The 15891-nt window shown below is 62.6% G+C and carries 13 protein-coding genes and 2 pseudogenes; 8 read left to right on the top strand and 7 right to left on the bottom strand.

All coding sequences use genetic code 11. From position 1 onward, the window contains the following. Positions 1-26: 26 nt before the first annotated feature. Positions 27-1178: an MFS transporter gene (locus ACZ9BE_RS15120; RefSeq protein WP_095182435.1), complete on the bottom strand. Its 1152-nt coding sequence runs from the start codon at positions 1176-1178 to the stop codon at positions 27-29. Between the two features lie 244 nt (positions 1179-1422). Between ACZ9BE_RS15120 and ACZ9BE_RS15115 the strand changes: the two genes are divergently transcribed. Beyond that, positions 1423-2403, top strand: coding sequence for a diaminopimelate epimerase (locus ACZ9BE_RS15115; RefSeq protein WP_476249639.1), 981 nt, complete (start codon positions 1423-1425; stop codon positions 2401-2403). A 129-nt stretch (positions 2404-2532) separates the two neighbouring features. On the opposite strand, the gene codA is transcribed toward ACZ9BE_RS15115, so the two are convergent. The 4 genes from codA to ACZ9BE_RS15095 all read right to left on the bottom strand — a co-directional run bounded on the left by codA (position 2533) and on the right by ACZ9BE_RS15095 (position 6935). Continuing rightward, on the bottom strand, positions 2533-3768 hold the full coding sequence (gene codA, locus ACZ9BE_RS15110; protein ID WP_039763460.1) for a cytosine deaminase: 1236 nt from the start codon (positions 3766-3768) through the stop codon (positions 2533-2535). A gap of 14 nt (positions 3769-3782) precedes the next feature. Continuing rightward, complete coding sequence (codB, locus tag ACZ9BE_RS15105) at positions 3783-5054, bottom strand: cytosine permease (RefSeq protein WP_056791386.1); 1272 nt, start codon at positions 5052-5054, stop codon at positions 3783-3785. Between the two features lie 359 nt (positions 5055-5413). Continuing rightward, the gene (gene queD, locus ACZ9BE_RS15100; protein ID WP_007915588.1) at positions 5414-5770 is read right to left on the bottom strand and encodes a 6-carboxytetrahydropterin synthase QueD; all 357 of its coding nucleotides are present in this window, start codon (positions 5768-5770) and stop codon (positions 5414-5416) included. Positions 5771-5855: 85 nt separating this feature from the next. Next, a complete protein-coding gene (locus ACZ9BE_RS15095) occupies positions 5856-6935 on the bottom strand; it encodes a patatin-like phospholipase family protein (protein WP_476249638.1) in 1080 nt (359 codons plus the stop codon). 291 nt (positions 6936-7226) lie between these two features. Between ACZ9BE_RS15095 and ACZ9BE_RS15090 the strand changes: the two genes are divergently transcribed. Genes ACZ9BE_RS15090 through ACZ9BE_RS15075 form a run of 4 tightly spaced genes read left to right on the top strand, consistent with a single transcriptional unit; the run spans position 7227 to position 9828 of the window. After that, complete coding sequence (locus ACZ9BE_RS15090; RefSeq protein ID WP_236169380.1) at positions 7227-7535, top strand: PepSY domain-containing protein; 309 nt, start codon at positions 7227-7229, stop codon at positions 7533-7535. Further along, on the top strand, positions 7535-7846 hold the full coding sequence (locus ACZ9BE_RS15085) for a PepSY domain-containing protein (RefSeq protein ID WP_016775413.1): 312 nt from the start codon (positions 7535-7537) through the stop codon (positions 7844-7846). The genes ACZ9BE_RS15090 and ACZ9BE_RS15085 overlap by 1 nt, the downstream gene beginning before the upstream one ends. 3 nt (positions 7847-7849) lie before the next feature. Next, positions 7850-8518 carry a response regulator transcription factor gene (locus tag ACZ9BE_RS15080; protein WP_016775412.1) on the top strand — a complete coding sequence of 223 codons (669 nt, stop codon included), beginning with the start codon at positions 7850-7852 and terminating at the stop codon, positions 8516-8518. Next, a complete protein-coding gene (locus ACZ9BE_RS15075) occupies positions 8515-9828 on the top strand; it encodes a sensor histidine kinase (RefSeq protein WP_476249637.1) in 1314 nt (437 codons plus the stop codon). Before ACZ9BE_RS15080 ends, ACZ9BE_RS15075 begins: the two co-directional genes overlap by 4 nt. Before the next feature lie 203 nt (positions 9829-10031). Here ACZ9BE_RS15075 and ACZ9BE_RS15070 read toward each other — a convergent pair whose 3' ends face one another. After that, a complete protein-coding gene (locus tag ACZ9BE_RS15070; protein WP_370593523.1) occupies positions 10032-10787 on the bottom strand; it encodes a methyl-accepting chemotaxis protein in 756 nt (251 codons plus the stop codon). Positions 10788-10889: 102 nt separating this feature from the next. Then, positions 10890-11036 (bottom strand): annotated as a pseudogene (locus ACZ9BE_RS15065) (HAMP domain-containing protein); the annotation flags it as partial. Positions 11037-12605: 1569 nt separating this feature from the next. Between ACZ9BE_RS15065 and ACZ9BE_RS15060 the strand changes: the two are divergent. The 3 genes and pseudogenes from ACZ9BE_RS15060 to ACZ9BE_RS15050 all read left to right on the top strand — a co-directional run bounded on the left by ACZ9BE_RS15060 (position 12606) and on the right by ACZ9BE_RS15050 (position 15807). After that, a complete protein-coding gene (locus ACZ9BE_RS15060) occupies positions 12606-13922 on the top strand; it encodes a Na+/H+ antiporter family protein (RefSeq protein WP_056791374.1) in 1317 nt (438 codons plus the stop codon). Between the two features lie 202 nt (positions 13923-14124). Beyond that, positions 14125-14949, top strand: a pseudogene (locus ACZ9BE_RS15055) (cache domain-containing protein); the annotation flags it as partial. A 36-nt stretch (positions 14950-14985) separates the two neighbouring features. Beyond that, positions 14986-15807, top strand: coding sequence for a methyl-accepting chemotaxis protein (locus ACZ9BE_RS15050; RefSeq protein WP_370695145.1), 822 nt, complete (start codon positions 14986-14988; stop codon positions 15805-15807). The last annotated feature ends 84 nt before the right edge of the window (positions 15808-15891 follow it).

Genomic DNA, 15891 nt, shown 5'->3' with positions numbered 1-15891 from the left:
GCTGCCGAAGGCTGCGATCTTTTGCTTTAGACCTTCAGAACTTTACCGCCAATCGCCACAGCCACCAGCAATACCGCCATCAGTCCAAAGGCAAAACTCAGGCTGCTGGCATGGGCGACAAAACCGATCACCGCTGGCCCGGCGAGAATCCCTGCATAACCCAGCGTGGTAATCGCCGGCACCGCGATGCTCTCCGGCATCACCGTCTGCTTGCCCACCGCCGTGTACAGCACCGGCACGATGTTCGAGCAACCGGCGCCGACCAGCGCATAACCGAGCAGCGCCGCTTGCCAGCTCGGCGCGAAGGTGGCGAGAAACAACCCCGCCGCCGCCAACAGACCGCCGAACAGAATGATCCGCGTGGCCCCCAGCTTGCGCACGATGCGATCACCAAGCAGACGGCCGACGGTCATGGTCAGGGCAAACGCTGCGTAACCCATTCCCGCATAAGCCGTGTCGATCCCCCGTTCCTGAGCGAGGAACACTGCGCTCCAGTCCAGCGCCGCGCCTTCGGTAAGGAAAACGATGAAGCACATGCCGCCGATAAACAGCACGATGCCATGGGGAATCGCGAACGCCGGGCCGGAGCTTTCGCTGCCATAGGGCAGCATGTGCGGCACGCATTTGAGCAAGGCGCCGATCAGCAAAACCACTACCACCAGCATCGCCGCCAGCGGTGTCAGGCCGAGGCCGAGCAGGGCGCTGACACCCGCCGCACCGACGATGCCGCCGAGGCTGAACAGGCCGTGGAACCCCGACATCATGTGCTTGCCGCTGGCGCGCTCGACGATCACTGCTTGCAGGTTCACCGTCGAATCCACCGTGCCGAGACCGGCGCCGAACATGAACAGCGTGGCGATCAGCGCCGGGATCGATGACACCGTCGCCAGCAACGGCAGCGCCGCGCAGATCAGCAAGGTGCCGCCGGTGGCCACTCGTCGGCAACCAAAACGCGTGGCGAGAATCCCCGCCAGCGGCATCGCCAGAATCGAGCCGACACCCAGGCACAGCAGCAGTAATCCCAGCGTGCCCTCATCCAGCCCGGCCCGCGCCTTGGCATACGGCACCAGCGGCGCCCACGCGGCGATGCCGAGGCCAGCGATGAAAAAAGCGACGCGGGTGGACATCTGTTGCAGGCGTCCGGGGACGAACGTGTCTTGGGGGTTGAGGCTGGTCATATCGATCCTTGGCAAAAAAACAACTGCATCCCGAGTGACATTCTGGCGGCGTTGAGGTTCGATCTCAGGCCTTTCGGGGCATAACGGTGAACATCCTACCCTGTGGGAGCGAGCCTGCTCGCGAAAGCGGTGGGTCAAATATGGAATTGTCGACTGACGCACCGCCTTCGCGAGCAGGCTCGCTCCCACACTGGTTTGCGGTTTACAGTCGGATTTTCGCCAGCATGGAATATGGGAACAAGGCATGACGAAGTTCTACGACGCACGCGGCAATATCTACGCCGTGGTCTCACCCCAAGCCTTGCGCGAGGCCGGAATCGCGTTGCCCACAAGCGCCGACGCCTGCGCCGCATCTCGGCAGCACTGGAGCGAAGCCGCTATCGCCCTGTGCTACGATTGGCCGGAAGGCCAGCGTCCGGCCAACGGCAAACCCCACCGCAGTGACGGCCTGCTGATCGGCCCGTTTCAGGCATCTGCGCCGTTCGATGTGCTGATCGTCAACACCGACGGCAGTCTCGCCGAGCGCAGCGGTAACGGCCTGACGATTTTTTCTCAGGCATTAACCGAGCAAGGCTTGATGGCGGAGCAGGGCGCCATGCTGCGCGTTCATCATGACAAAGGCGCGGCGCTGGAAACCTCAGTGAGACCCGCCGAAGTCGAAGGCGTGCGCGGTTTCTGGCTCGACCTCGGCCGGCCCGGATTCGGCCCGCGAGCCGTTGGGGCGCAGGCAGTCGAGAGCGTTCAAATCAATAATCGCGACGTCAGCCATGTCCAGCCCCTGGCGCAACTCGATCCCACTTGGACCCACAGCCAATTCGTCCGTATCGGCAATCCGCACTGTGTAACGCTGCTCAGCGATGCAAGCGCTTTGCCGAGCAACGAACAGATGCGTGAACCCACCCTGAACCAACGGCTTACAGCAATCGCCTATGCCATGCCCAACGGTGCCGGCAATCCCTGCCCGGCGGGCGTCAATCTGCAATGGGCCAGGCTGGCGTCGCCGCAGCAAGTCCTCGCCCGGGTATTCGAGCGTGGCGAAGGACCAACCGCGTCATCCGGCACCAGCGCCAGCGCAGTGGCGTGTGCGGCGTGGCGGGTGGGTTGGGTCGAGGCGGGTGAAGTGCGGGTGGTCATGCCGGGTGGCACCGCACCGGTTTTGCTTGAGGTTTCGGAAGGGGAATTGCTGCGCGTCAGATTGTTTGGCACGGCGCGGTTGATGGATTGATTCGGCCGACGCCATCGCTGGCAAGCCAGGCTCCCACAGGGTTTTGCATGAGGGCCCAATCATGTGCTCAACACAAAACCTGTGGGAGCCTGGCTTGCCAGCGATGAGGCCATCAGCCCCAGCGCAATCTCAACTGAACTCCACCACCGGCATCTGCCGCTTCATCAACACCTTGCCGCCGCGAATCGAATACAGCGGCAGGCCTTGGCTGCGGATCACTTCGTAGTCGCTGTCCGCCGAGAGAATCAGCAGGTTCGCCGGGCGGCCCTGTTCCAGTCCGTAACGCTCGCCCAGGTGCATGGCTTTGGCGCTGTTGTCGGTGACCAGATCCAGCGCGCTTTGCAGGTTGCGATAACCGAGCATGTGGCAGATGTGCAAACCCGCTTCAAGTACGCGCAGGATGTTGCCGTTACCCAGCGGATACCACGGGTCGACGATCGAATCCTGACCGAAACACACGTTCATGCCGGCTTCGAGCAGTTCGTTGACGCGGGTCACGCCCCGGCGTTTCGGGAAGTTGTCGAAACGTCCTTGCAGGTGAATGCTTTCGGTCGGGCAGGAAACAAAGCTGATGCCGGAATGGCCGAGCAGGCGGAACAGTTTGGCGCAGTAGGCATTGTCATAAGAACCCATCGCCGTGGTGTGGCTGGCGGTGACGCGGGCGCCCATGTCGCGGCTGCGCGCTTCTTCGGCAAGCACTTCGAGGAAACGTGAATGCGGATCGTCGGTCTCGTCGCAATGCACATCGACCAGGCAGCCGGTACGCTCGGCCAGGTCCATGAGGAACTTCACCGAGCTGACGCCCTGATCGCGGGTGTACTCGAAATGCGGAATGCCGCCGACCACGTCGGCGCCCATGCGGATCGCCTCTTCCATCAGCTCGCGCCCGTTGCGGAACGACTCGATGCCTTCCTGCGGGAACGCGACGATCTGCAGGTCAATCAGGTGACGGCTTTCCTCGCGCACTTCGAGCATGGCTTTGAGCGCGGTGAGTTGCGGGTCGGTGACGTCGACGTGGGTGCGCACGTGCTGAATGCCGTGGGCGGCCAGGGCCTGAATGGTCTTCTTGGCGCGGGTCTTGGTGTCTTCTTCGGTGATGGTGACTTTGCGCTCGCCCCAGCATTCAATGCCTTCGAACAGCGTGCCGCTCATGTTCCAGCGCGGCTCGCCGGCGGTGAGGGTGGCGTCGAGGTGGATGTGCGGCTCGACGAAGGGCGGCACCACCAGATTGCCGCCGGCATCGAGGTCATCCGCGCCGAGGGTCGGCGCTTCGGTCTGACGGGCGATGCTGTGGATCAGGCCGTCTTCGAGGTGCAATTCGTGCAGGCCTTCCTGGTTGCGCAGGCGGGCGTTGATGATGTGCATCAAGCAAATCCTCTTTATAGGTCTTGTAGTGGTGCGCTGACGCGACGGGCGCCCAGCACACCGGTGACGATGACATACGTTAGCGCGGCAGCGGCGATTCCTACCAGCGGCGCGACCCAGGGCGAGCTGAACGCAGCGACGGTTCCGACCCCGTAGGCCCCGAGGCCCGGCCAGTTGAACGCTGGCAACCGTGCGTCGGCCAGACGCGGATAGTGCCCGCGCCAGCGGTAGAAGAAGTCAGCCATGATCACCCCGCCAATCGGCGGAATCACCGTGCCGAGCAGGATGAGATACGGCACCAGCATGTCGTACATGCCCAGCAGGGCGAGCAGAGTGCCGATCACCGCGCCACCGAGGGTCACGGTCTTGCGCCGCCCGGTGCGCAGCAGGTTGCAGCCGGCCACGGCGAAGTTGTAGATGGTGTTGTCCTGAGTGCTCCAGATGTTCAGCAACAGCATGGCCATCGCGGCCATGGCGAAGCCCTGCAACAGCAGCACTTCAACCACATCCGGCTGTTGATAGACGATCGCGCCGTACGCGCCGATCAGCACCATCAGCCCGTTGCCGATGAAAAAACCGATCAGGCTGGCCAGCACCGCGACTTTTGCCGAGCGCGAAAATCGCGTCCAGTTGGTGGCTTGCGTTGCGCCGCTGACGAAGGTGCCGAACACCAGGGTGATCGCTGTCGACCAGTCCAGCGAACCGCTCGGCACCACGCTGAGCAAGCCTTCGAAGCCGCCGACTTTCACGGTCGCTGCCCACATCGACAGCATCAGCAGCAACATCATCGCCGGCACCGCGATGTACGAGAGAATCTCCAGTCCGCGATAACCGATGTACGCCGTAGCGCAGAAGCCGAGGCCGAACAGCACCATCAGGACCAGCACGGTGCTTTCATCGAGATTGAAATACTTGCCGATCACCACCGCTGCCGTCGCCGTGCCCCACGCGTACCAACCAATCTGGGTGAAGCCGAGAATCAGATCGCTGAGCTTGCTGCCGACCTCGCCAAAACAGAAGCGGCCCATCAGTACCGAATTGAGGCCGCTCTTGAAGGCGATGTAACCCAGCCCTGCGGCGTAAAGGCCCAGCAGCAGATTGCCAACAATGATCACCGCCATCATCTCGGCGAAACCGAACGCAACCCCGAGCTTGCCGCCGGCAAACATGGTCGCAGTGAAAAACGTGAAGCCCAGTAACACCATCGCCGTCGAGGCCAGGCCTTTGCGCGCGTGCATGGGGACTTCACTGAGCGGGTAATCGTTGCCGGAGGCGTTCTGCGTCATGGGGCAGTCCTTGCTGGAAGGGGAAGACGCAGAAGGGTTGCAGCGGTCGTGCCAAACGGCGCAAGTGAACGAATGTGTAGACGCGACTGAGGTTTTCAGCGCGAAAGCAGTGCACTGAATGCACCAGGAGCCCAATGTGGGAGCGAGCCGTCATGGGGCTGCCCTCTTGGCGGGGAGCGGACAGCATAGGCATAAAAAAACAGCCGTGGAGGCTGTTTCTGAACTCAATCCGGCACTGAACCCTGTGGGAGCGGGCTTGCCCGCGATGGCGTCGGAACATCCAACATTGATGTGTCCGACACTCCGCTATCGCGGGCAAGCCCGCTCCCACAGGGTTTTGCAGTGGTCTTCGGATCGGCTTATTCGCCGCGATAGATGCAGCCGCTGGTGCACGTCTCATGAATGCGGATCGCGCTGAGTTCCGGCAGCAATGGCTTCATCTCATTCCAGATGAATTTGGCCAGCACTTCGCTGGTCGGGTTTTCCAGGCCAGGAATGTCGTTCAGGTAGTTGTGGTCGAGGCGCTCATACAGCGGCTTGAAAATCGCTTTGATCTCGGAGAAATCGCGAATCCAGCCAGTGTGCGGATCGAGGTCGCCGCTCAGGTGCAGCGCGACCTTGAATGAGTGGCCGTGCAGGCGGCCGCACTTGTGGCCGTCCGGGACGTGCGGCAGGCGGTGGGCGGATTCGAAAGTAAATTCCTTGAAGATTTCCACAGTATTTTCGGCTCTGTTCAGATGGCGTTCGCCGCAGCGATTCGGGCAGGCGGCGAGTTTATCAGCTTGTCTTTGGCCGTGCTGACTAAAGGGTCAGCAAGCGCTCGGCGAGGCGACCGTTGGCCGTCAGCTCGAGGAATTCGTCACCCAGTCTCCGGCTCTCGTCCATCGCCGCGTGCCAGTATTTCTGCCGGCCCGGCGCATCGCCCATAAAGCGTTTGAAGTCATTTCGATCGGGCAGTTTGCCGTAGGGCAGGCGCGCCAGATATTCCTTCGATGGCGCGACCAGCAGCACATCCTGCAGACGCTGCACCGAAGCGCGGCGCCATGGCAGGGTCTTGTCGAACCAGCCGGGAATCACCCGATCGGTGAAGTGCGGATAGAGCACGATGCCGTCGCCGCTGTAGGGCAGGTCGAGGTGGTAGTCGAGCAAACCGCCATCGCGGAACGTACCCGCGCCGGCGCCGGGCAGGTCGCGCACGCCTTCCATGACCATCGGAATCGACCCGGAAGCGAGCAGGGCCTGGCGCAGGTTGCCGGTATTGAGGGCAACGAAACGCGAGGGGAAATCGGTCAAGGCATCAAGCGGCGGCGCCAGGCGTGGATCGTGGATGATCAGCCGTTCGAAGTGCCGCGACAGCCGTGCACGGCCGCGCAGGTTGTCGGCGATCACCGAGCCCAACGCCAGACCGAGGCGCCCGCGATGATCCTCGGCGAGGCGGCCCTGGCTTTTCACCACCATGATGTTCAAGCGGTAATCGGCGTTTTCAAGAATGCTCGCATCGCGGCCGTCGAGCAGGTCATTGAGCATGCGCTGCGAGCTCTGGCTGATCTCGGCCATGGTCACGCCTTTGTTGAAATGCTGCTCGGCGTACAGCTCACCGAGGCGGCGAATGCCTTCGGCGGCGTCCGGCAGGCAGGCGCTGGCGAAGCGCCAGGAACCCACCGAGGCGCCGATCAGCGAACGCTCACGCGGCGCACCCGGCAGCCACTCGCCGAACAACGCCAGATCCAGCCCCTGAATCCCCAACGCCTTCGGCCCACCGGCCGCACCGGGCAGGGTGCCGACGTCAGCGGCGTGCAATCCCTGCGCACGAATGCGCGCCATGGCCCGTGGGCCGGCCTTGAGGGTGAGGGCGGGAAACTTGATGTGGATGGCGGTCATACCGGTCTCGATCGTTAGCAAGCTGGCGATTATAAGCACATGTTGCAGGCCCATGTAGGAGTGAGCCTGTCCCACAAACGGGGCAGACGCAAAACCAGTGTGGGAGCGAGCCTGCTCGCGAAAGCGGCGGGTCAGAAACATCGCTGCAGCTGACACTCCGTCTTCGCGAGCAGACTCGCTCCCACAGGGAATCTTGCCAACAGTGGGGCACAATGATGGCCATTCAGTTTCAGTTAAGTTGACCTCGCTATGGTGCCCACCGTAAGCAACATATAAGAATTCGGAGACACCATGAAAACCCTGACTGCCCTGACCACTGCCTCGATCCTCGGCCTCATTGCCAATACCGCGCAGGCGCGCGATCTCGGGCCTGACGAAGCGCTTCGTTTGCGCGACGCTGGTACTATCGTCTCCTTCGAGAAGCTCAACGCCATCGCCCTGGAAAAACACCCCGGTTCGGAAATCACCGAAACCGAGCTGGAGGAAGAGTACGGCAAGTTCATTTACCAGATCGAACTGCGCGACCCGAAAGGGCTGAAGTGGGATCTGGAGTTGAACGCGGTCGATGGTGAAGTGCTCAGGGATCATCAGGATACGTAATGAAGCTGAATAGTCGCGCCACCCGCCTGACGGCGCTGGCGCTGGTGTTGTTGTGCAGCACGGCAATGGCCCGCGACCTCGATCAGGACGAGGCGCTGGCCCTGCGTCGCGATGGTGTGATCCTGCCGCTGGAGCAAGTGCTGCAGCAGGCCATGGATCGCTACCCCGGCGCCAAACTGCTGGAAGTCGAGCTGGAAGAAAAACACGACGTGTACATTTACGAAGTCGAATTGCTGACGGTCGAAGGCGTGGCGCGCGAGCTGCACCTGAAGGCCGATACCGGCGAGTTAGTCAAAGACAAGGAAGATTGATCGATGCGTTTGCTTCTGGTGGAAGACCATGTACCGCTGGCCGACGAATTGCTCGCCGGCCTGCAGCGCCAAGGCTACGCGGTGGATTGGCTGGCCGATGGTCGTGACGCGGTGTATCAGGGCAGCAGCGAGCCCTATGACCTGATCATCCTCGATCTCGGCCTGCCCGGCGTGCCGGGGCTGGACGTGTTGGCGCAGTGGCGCGCTGCCGGTCTGGCGATTCCGGTGCTGATCCTTACCGCGCGCGACTCCTGGGCCGAGCGCATCGAAGGGCTGAAAGCCGGCGCTGACGATTACCTGACCAAACCGTTCCACCCGGAAGAACTGTACCTGCGCATTCAGTCACTGCTGCGCCGCTCCAAGGGCCAGGCCAACCAGCCGACCCTGCAAGCCGCCGGCCTGCATCTGGACGAAGGCCGCCAGTGCGTGGTTCGCGACGGCGCCGACATCCAGCTGACCGCCGCTGAATTCCGCCTGCTGCGCTATTTCATGCTGCACCCCGAACAGATCCTCTCGAAAAGCCACCTCGCCGAACACCTCTACGACGGTGAGACCGAGCGTGACTCCAACGTCCTCGAAGTCCACGTCAATCACCTGCGGCGCAAGCTCGGCAAAAGCGTGATCGAAACCCGTCGCGGTCAGGGATACCTGTTCGGCGGACAAGCTTCATGAGATCAATCCAGCGCCGTTTGAGCCTGGGTCTGATCAGCGTGATGGTGGTGGTCGGTCTGGTGCTGGCGCAAACCAGCCTGTGGTTGTTCGAAGTCGGTTTGCAGCGCTACCTCGAAGCCGGCCTGCGCAACGACAGCGAAAGCCTGCTGGTAGCGCTGGTGCGCGGCCCGCAAGGTTTGCAGCTGGATGAGCGGCATCTGTCGCCGGCCTATCAGCGGCCGTTTTCCGGGCACTACTTTCGCATCGATTTCTCCGACAGCCACTGGCGTTCGCGCTCGCTGTGGGATCAGGAACTGCCGCTGCTGCAGCACCCGGGGCTGCACAGCAACCTGCAACTAGGCCCGGGCGGGCAACGCCTGCTGATACTGCGCTCGGACTACCGACGCCTGGGGCAGTCGATCTCGATCAGTGTCGCCCAGGATTACACGCCGGTCAGCGACAGCTTCCAGCGCATGCGCCAGATCGGCCTCGGTCTGGGGCTGGCGGCGTTGCTGTTGATCCTGTTCCTGCAACGCCTGACCGTGCGCCGCGCGCTGAAACCGCTGGAACGCGCGCGCGAGCAGATCGCTCAGTTGCAGCAGGGCCAGCGCTCGCAACTCGACGATCAGGTGCCGGTGGAGCTGGAACCGCTGGTGGCGCAGATCAACCATTTGCTCGCCCACACCGAAGACAGCCTCAAGCGCTCGCGCAATGCCTTGGGCAACCTTGGCCACGCGCTGAAAACCCCGTTGGCGGTGCTGCTCAGCCTGGCCTCCAGCGACAAGCTCGATGACCATCCCGAGCTGCGCAGGATCCTCAAGGAACAACTGGAGCAGGTGCAGCAGCGCCTCAATCGCGAACTCAATCGCGCGCGGTTGGCGGGGGATGCGCTGCCCGGCGCGTTGTTTGATTGCGATGCCGAGTTGCCGGGGTTGCTGGCGACGCTGAACATGATTCACGGCGAGCATCTGGCCCTGAGCTACGTCGCACCGCCGGGTTTGCAGCTGCCGTGGGACCGCGAGGATTTGCTCGAACTGCTCGGTAACCTGCTCGACAACGCCTGCAAATGGGCCGATGCCGAGGTGCGCTTGAGTGTAATCGAACGGTCTGACGGCTTTGCCCTGAGCGTGGAAGATGACGGCCCGGGGATTCCCGAGGAGCAGCGGTCTCAGGTGTTCAGCCGTGGCACGCGGCTGGATGAGCAGACCCACGGGCATGGGCTCGGCCTTGGGATCGTGCGGGATATTGTCGAAACGTGGGGTGGCTTGCTGGTGTTGGGCGAAAGCGAGTGGGGCGGGTTGAAAGTGGTGATTGAACTGCCTCGGCGGTGAGCCCTTGAAAAGCCCCTCACCCTAACCCTCTCCCAGAGGGAGAGGGGACTGATTGTGTTGTTCTTGAGAGATGCACCCACTTGAAATCCGAGTCGAACTCAGGACTTGAATGGCATGAAGATCGGCTCCCTTTCCCCCTCGCCCCCTTGGGGGGAGAGGGCTGGGGTGAGGGGGGATTGGAACTGACACCCCGCACTTGTGCATCAAACGCGAAACTGATCCATCAACCGCTGCTGCTGATTCGCCAGGCTGTTGAGCGACTGGCTCACGCGCGCCGATTCATTGGCCTGCCCGGACAGCGACTCGGTCACATCGCGAATCGTTGCCACGTTGTTATTGATCTCTTCAGCCACTGCGCTCTGCTCTTCGGCGGCACTGGCGATTTGCAGGTTCATGTCGCTGATCACCGTCACCGCATCGCCGATCTGCCGCAACGCCGTGACAGCCTGACCCACCTGCTCAACGCTGCCCTGGGCCTGACGATGGCTGTTGCCCATCGCACCGACCACTTCCTGCGTGCCGTTCTGCAATTGCTCGATGACCTGGCGGGTTTCCTCCACCGACTCCTGAGTGCGGCGCGCGAGGTTGCGCACTTCATCGGCGACCACAGCAAAACCGCGTCCGGCTTCACCGGCACGGGCGGCTTCGATGGCGGCGTTGAGTGCGAGCAGGTTGGTCTGCTCGGCGATGGCGCGGATGGTCTCCAGCACCGTGCCGATCTTCTCACTGTTGGCGGCCAGGCCTTCGACCTGGACCATCGCTGCGCTCATGTCGGCGGCGAGGGTGTCGATGCTCGCGGTGGTGTGGTCGATCACGGTCAGACCCTGGCGGGTGGCGCGGTCGGCGTCCTTGGCAGCTTCGGCGGCCTGGGCGGCACTGCGCGCGACGTCCTGGGCGGTGGCGCTCATTTCGTGGGAAGCGGTGGCGACCTGATCGACCTGACGGTATTGCTGCTCCATGCCGGCGCTGGTCTGGGTGGCGATGGCTGAGGACTGGTCGGCAGTGTTGCGCGCGTCCTGCACCGAGCGCTTCACCTCGGCGATGATCGGCTGCAACTTGTCGAGGAACTTGTTGAACCAACCGGCCAACTGGCCGAGCTCGTCCTGCTTGTCGTAGGCCAGACGCCGGGTCAGGTCGCCTTCGCCGCTGGCGATGTCTTCAAGCATGTGCGCCACACCGAGGATCGGCTTGGTCACGCTGCGCGCCATCAGCCACACCAGCAACAGACCGATCAGCGCGGCGAACAGGCCCAGGCTCAGTTCGATCAGCGTGCCTGAGGTATTGCTCGCATCCAGTTGCTGCTTGAGCGCTTCGGCGCGGCTGACCAGGACTTTCTCCGGCACATCGAGCAACACGCCCCATGCCGGTCCGTCGGGAATCGGCTGGAACGGCGACAGCACTTTCAACTGGCCGTTGCTGTGCAGGCTGCTCACGCCAGTGCTTGAGGCGAGCAAGCGCAGCAACTCACTGCCGCTGGCCTGATCCACCGCATCCAGACGCTGGCTGAGTTTGCCGGCATCCGGGCTGTAACCGGCGAGCAGGCCGGCGGGGCTGACGATACTGATGGCGGTCTGACCGTCATACAGCTTGCGACTGGCGTTCTGGCTGATCGCTTGCAGGCTGTTGAGGTTGATGTCAACCGACAGCGAGGCGATGACTTTGCCGTTGACCTGCAGCGGGAAGACGATGCTGGTCATCAGCACTTTCTGGCCATCGATGACATAGAAGTACGGCTCGATCACGCAGGGTTTGAGCGTGGTGCGCGGGCAGGTGAACCAGGCATTCGCAGCCTGACCGCTGGGGCCGGTGCTGGTGTCGCTCATGTCGCTTTCCGGCAGCGCCATCGAAGTGACTTTGCCCGGGGTCGGCTGCGACCAGTACAGGGCAAAACGGCCCTTGTCGTTGCTGCCCAGTTCAGCCTGATCGGCGAACAGTTCGTCCTTGCCGTCCAGCGCATTGGCTTCGAACACCAGCGACAGGCCGAGCAGGTCCGGGTTGGCTTGCAGCGCGGATTTGACCTGACGGGTCATGTCCTCGCGCAGATCGAAGGCATCGAGAAAGCGCTTCTCGGCCTGCTCACGCAAAAACAGCACCTGCCGCGAGAAACCGTGGCCGTACTGATAGGCGTCCATGAATTGCTGACGAATGCCGGCGGCCTGCACTTCACCTTGCGATTCGATCCGCGCCTGCGCCGATTCGGTGAGCATCTCCATGCTCGAGGCCTTGACCAGCGCCGAGCTGTGTTCCATGCGATACAGCGAAAGACCGACCAACAGGGTCACGATACCGGCCAGGCAGAGGCCGGCGAGCAGGGTGATTTTCCACTGGATGGAAAGTTGTCTGAGCGACATGGAAAACATCCTTATCCGATAAATATCTGAGACTTTGCACTGTAGCGGCCGCGTTTCGGCTTTCTTTATGCCGTGAGCGCAATATGACCGATTGCCGCATGCGGGGCCTGTGGTCCTGTAGTCCTGTGGTCCTGTGGTCCTGTGGTCCGGTAGTCCTGTAGTCCTGTGGCGAGGGGATTTATCCCCGTTCGGCTGCGAAGCAGTCGTGACACCTGCGTACAGGGTTGATTTAAAGTTTGCCGGGGGCGGCTTCGCCACCCAACGGGGATAAATCCCCTCGCCACAGGGCTTTGACAGCGCCGCCACTCTGCGGCACAGTGCGCGCCCTCTAATAAGACCCTTCATACAAATCCGCCGGCCAGCGCCGGGCGGACTCATCCTGTCTGGCGGTGTGTTTCCACCCGCAGTGTTTTTTGAGGTAGTGAAATGAATGCAGTCATAGCAGCCGTCGGCGTCATGCTGATCCTCAGCCTGTCGCGCGTGCATGTGGTGATCGCGCTGATCGTCGGGGCGCTGGTCGGTGGCCTGACCGGCGGTCTGGGCATCGACGCAACACTCAAGGCGTTCAACAGCGGTCTGGGCGGCGGCGCGACGGTGGCGTTGTCGTACGCCTTGCTCGGCGCGTTCGCCGTGGCGATTGCCAAATCCGGCCTGGCCCATGCGCTGGCCGACAAGGCTTTGGCGATGGTGGATCGGCAGCACGCAACCGGCGGCGGTAACGTCAAATGGCTGCTGATCGGCCTGCTGTGGGTGGTGGCGATTGCCTCGCAGAACATCCTGCCGATCCACATCGCCTTCATTCCGCTGCTGGTGCCACCACTTCTATATGTACTGACCAAGCTGCAACTCGATCGCCGTCTGATCGCCTGCGTCATGACCTTTGGCCTGATCACCCCGTACATGTTTCTGCCGGTGGGTTTCGGCAACATCTTCCTCAACGAAATCCTGCTGGCCAACGTCGCCCGCAGCGGCGTCGACATCAGCGGCATCAATGTCACCCACGCCATGGGCATTCCGGCGCTGGGCATGGTTTTCGGACTGGCGATCGCGTTCATCAGCTACCGCAAGAAGCGCGTTTATGACCTGGCCAAAATCGAACAGGTCGAGCAGACGGCGGTGCACTACAACCCGCTGAGCCTGATGATCGCCGGTGTGGCCATCGCTTCGGCGTTTGTCGTGCAGTTGCTGTTGGACTCGATGATTATCGGCGCTCTGGTCGGGTTCCTGATTTTCTCGGTGTCGGGCATCGTCAAATGGCGCGAGACCGATGACCTGTTCACCGAAGGCATGAAAATGATGGCGATGATCGGCTTCATCATGATCGCCGCCTCAGGCTTTGCCGAAGTGATGAAGGCCACCGGGCAGGTGCAGACGCTGGTCGAATCGTCGGCGGCCTGGATCAATCACAGCAAAGGCGTCGGGGCTTTGTTGATGCTGCTGGTGGGCTTGCTGGTGACCATGGGCATCGGTTCGTCGTTCTCCACGGTGCCGATTCTGGCGGCGATTTTCGTGCCGTTGTGCGTGCAACTGGGCTTCAGCCCGATCGCCATCGTCTGCATCGTTGGCACTGCCGGTGCGCTGGGCGATGCCGGTTCGCCGGCCTCGGACTCGACCCTCGGCCCGACCTCGGGCCTGAACATCGACGGCCAGCATCACCACATCTGGGACACCGTCGTACCGACCTTCCTGCACTACAACCTGCCGCTGCTGGTGTTTGGCTGGGTGGCGGCGATGGTTCTCTAAAAAATCCACAATTGCCCCATGTGGGAGCGAGCCTGCTCGCGAAGGCGTCGTGTCAGTCGACACACAGGTTGCTGAGCCAACGCTTTCGCGAGCAGGCTCGCTCCCACAGGGGGGGCGGCGATGTTTCAAGACTCAACTTTTGCCCCGGCGTGCCGTTAAAGCCTTTAACCACGCCAACAAAATCAAAAGAGTGAGTCCCCCGATGCGCCTGAGTCTCAAGGCTAAAGTCCTGTCCCTTGCCGTTCTGCCGGTGCTGCTCTTTGCGCTGGTCATCAGCGTGACCACGCTGTTCATCCTCCAGGAACAGGCGCGCAAGGAGGTCGAACAGACCCGCGAGCGGCTGCTCAGCGACGCCAAGGCCACCCTGCAAAGTTACGTCGCCGTGGCCATGACCACGATCAAACCGCTGTACGACGCCGCCGCACCGGGCGACGACGCGGCGCGGGCGCAGGCGATCAAATTGCTCTCGGGCATCCGCTACGGCAAGGATGGCTACTTCTTCGGCTACGACTCCGAAACCGTGCGCCTGTTCAAGGCCAACGACCCCGACGGCGTGGGCAAAAGCTTCAAGGACAACCGCGATCCGAACGGCGTCTACGTCAACCTCGGCCTGGTCAAAGTGGCCAAGGACGGCACCCACTATCTGCAATACAGCTCACCGCTGCCGGGTAACGCCAAGGTGCTGGTGCCGAAACTCGGCTACACCGAATACCTGCCGAAGTGGGACATGGCGGTCGGCACCTCGGTCAACCTCGACGGCATCGAAGCGCAAGTGGCGCAGGTCGAGGCGCAAGTGCAGGAGCGCGTGCAAGGCGTGGTGCTGAGCATCGTCGGCGTTGCGGTGCTGGTGCTGTTGGTGATCGCGGCAGCGGGCATGCTGCTGGCCAACACCATTCTGCGCCCGCTGACCCTGATGAAAGCCAACCTCGACGACATCGCGGCGGGCGAGGGCGACCTGACCCGGCGCCTGAACATCACCAGCCAGGACGAACTCGGCGAACTGGCCGGCTCGTTCAATCGTTTCGTCGACAAGATCCACGGCCTGGTGCGGCAGATCACCGAGATGACCACGCAACTGACCGGTCTGGTCACCCAGGTCTCGGAACAGGCGCAGCGTTCCGATCAGGCCATGGAGCGTCAACGCCACGAAACCGATCAGGTCGCCACGGCGATCAACGAAATGTCCGCCGCCGCCCAGGAAGTCGCCAAGAGCGCACAGAACGCCGCCGTCGCCGCTCAGCAGACCGACGAAGAAGGCCAGAGCGCCAAGCGCGTGGTCGCGGGCAGCATCAAACAGATTCATGCGCTGGTCGACGACATCCGCAACAGCGGCGTGTCGCTGGACAGCCTGCAGCAGGACGTCAGTTCGATCGTCGGCGTGCTTGGGGTGATCCGTTCGATTGCCGAGCAGACCAACCTGCTGGCGCTCAACGCCGCGATCGAAGCGGCGCGCGCCGGTGAGGCCGGGCGCGGGTTTGCGGTGGTTGCGGACGAAGTACGCGCGCTGGCCAGCCGCACGCAGATCAGCACCCAGGAAATCCAGGGCATGATCGACCGCTTGCAGGCCGGCACGCAGCAGGCGGTCGAAGCGATGCGCCGTTCCAGCGAGGCCGGCGACGGCACTTCGCAGCAAGCCAATCAGGCTGGCGCATCGCTGGACGCCATGGCGCAGTTGATCGCGACGATCAACTCGATGAACGCGCAGATCGCCAGCGCAGCGGAAGAGCAGACGGCGGTGGCCGAAGAGATCAACCGCAGCGTGCATCAGATTGCCGTGGCGGTGGACAGCGTCGCCGATGAAACGCAACTGGGCGCGCAAACGTCGCGCAGTCTGGCGGAGCTGGGGCAGCGGTTGGGCAAGCTGGTGGGGCAGTTCCGTATCTGATGGCCTGAAAAGCCCCTTACCCTAGCCCTCTCCCAGAGGGAGAGGGAACCGATTGGGGAATATTGCGGGATTACGCCGACCTGA

The organism is Pseudomonas sp. TE9122, from assembly GCF_056278925.1.
Note: the sequence above shows the minus strand (reverse complement) of the source record. Positions and strands in the feature narration are given on the sequence as shown.

Bases quoted from the DNA above. Each gene is read 5' to 3' on its own strand.
- codA (WP_039763460.1), bottom strand. From the start codon at position 3,768: ATGCACATCATCAACGCCCGCCTGCGCAACCAGGAAGGCCTGCACGAA.
- codB (WP_056791386.1), bottom strand. From the start codon at position 5,054: ATGACGCAGAACGCCTCCGGCAACGATTACCCGCTCAGTGAAGTCCCC.
- ACZ9BE_RS15080 (WP_016775412.1), top strand. From the start codon at position 7,850: ATGCGTTTGCTTCTGGTGGAAGACCATGTACCGCTGGCCGACGAATTG.
- ACZ9BE_RS15085 (WP_016775413.1), top strand. From the start codon at position 7,535: ATGAAGCTGAATAGTCGCGCCACCCGCCTGACGGCGCTGGCGCTGGTG.
- ACZ9BE_RS15095 (WP_476249638.1), bottom strand. From the start codon at position 6,935: ATGACCGCCATCCACATCAAGTTTCCCGCCCTCACCCTCAAGGCCGGC.
- ACZ9BE_RS15070 (WP_370593523.1), bottom strand. From the start codon at position 10,787: ATGGAGCAGCAATACCGTCAGGTCGATCAGGTCGCCACCGCTTCCCAC.
- ACZ9BE_RS15075 (WP_476249637.1), top strand. From the start codon at position 8,515: ATGAGATCAATCCAGCGCCGTTTGAGCCTGGGTCTGATCAGCGTGATG.
- ACZ9BE_RS15090 (WP_236169380.1), top strand. From the start codon at position 7,227: ATGAAAACCCTGACTGCCCTGACCACTGCCTCGATCCTCGGCCTCATT.
- ACZ9BE_RS15115 (WP_476249639.1), top strand. From the start codon at position 1,423: ATGACGAAGTTCTACGACGCACGCGGCAATATCTACGCCGTGGTCTCA.
- ACZ9BE_RS15060 (WP_056791374.1), top strand. From the start codon at position 12,606: ATGAATGCAGTCATAGCAGCCGTCGGCGTCATGCTGATCCTCAGCCTG.
- ACZ9BE_RS15050 (WP_370695145.1), top strand. From the start codon at position 14,986: ATGACCACGCAACTGACCGGTCTGGTCACCCAGGTCTCGGAACAGGCG.
- ACZ9BE_RS15120 (WP_095182435.1), bottom strand. From the start codon at position 1,178: ATGACCAGCCTCAACCCCCAAGACACGTTCGTCCCCGGACGCCTGCAA.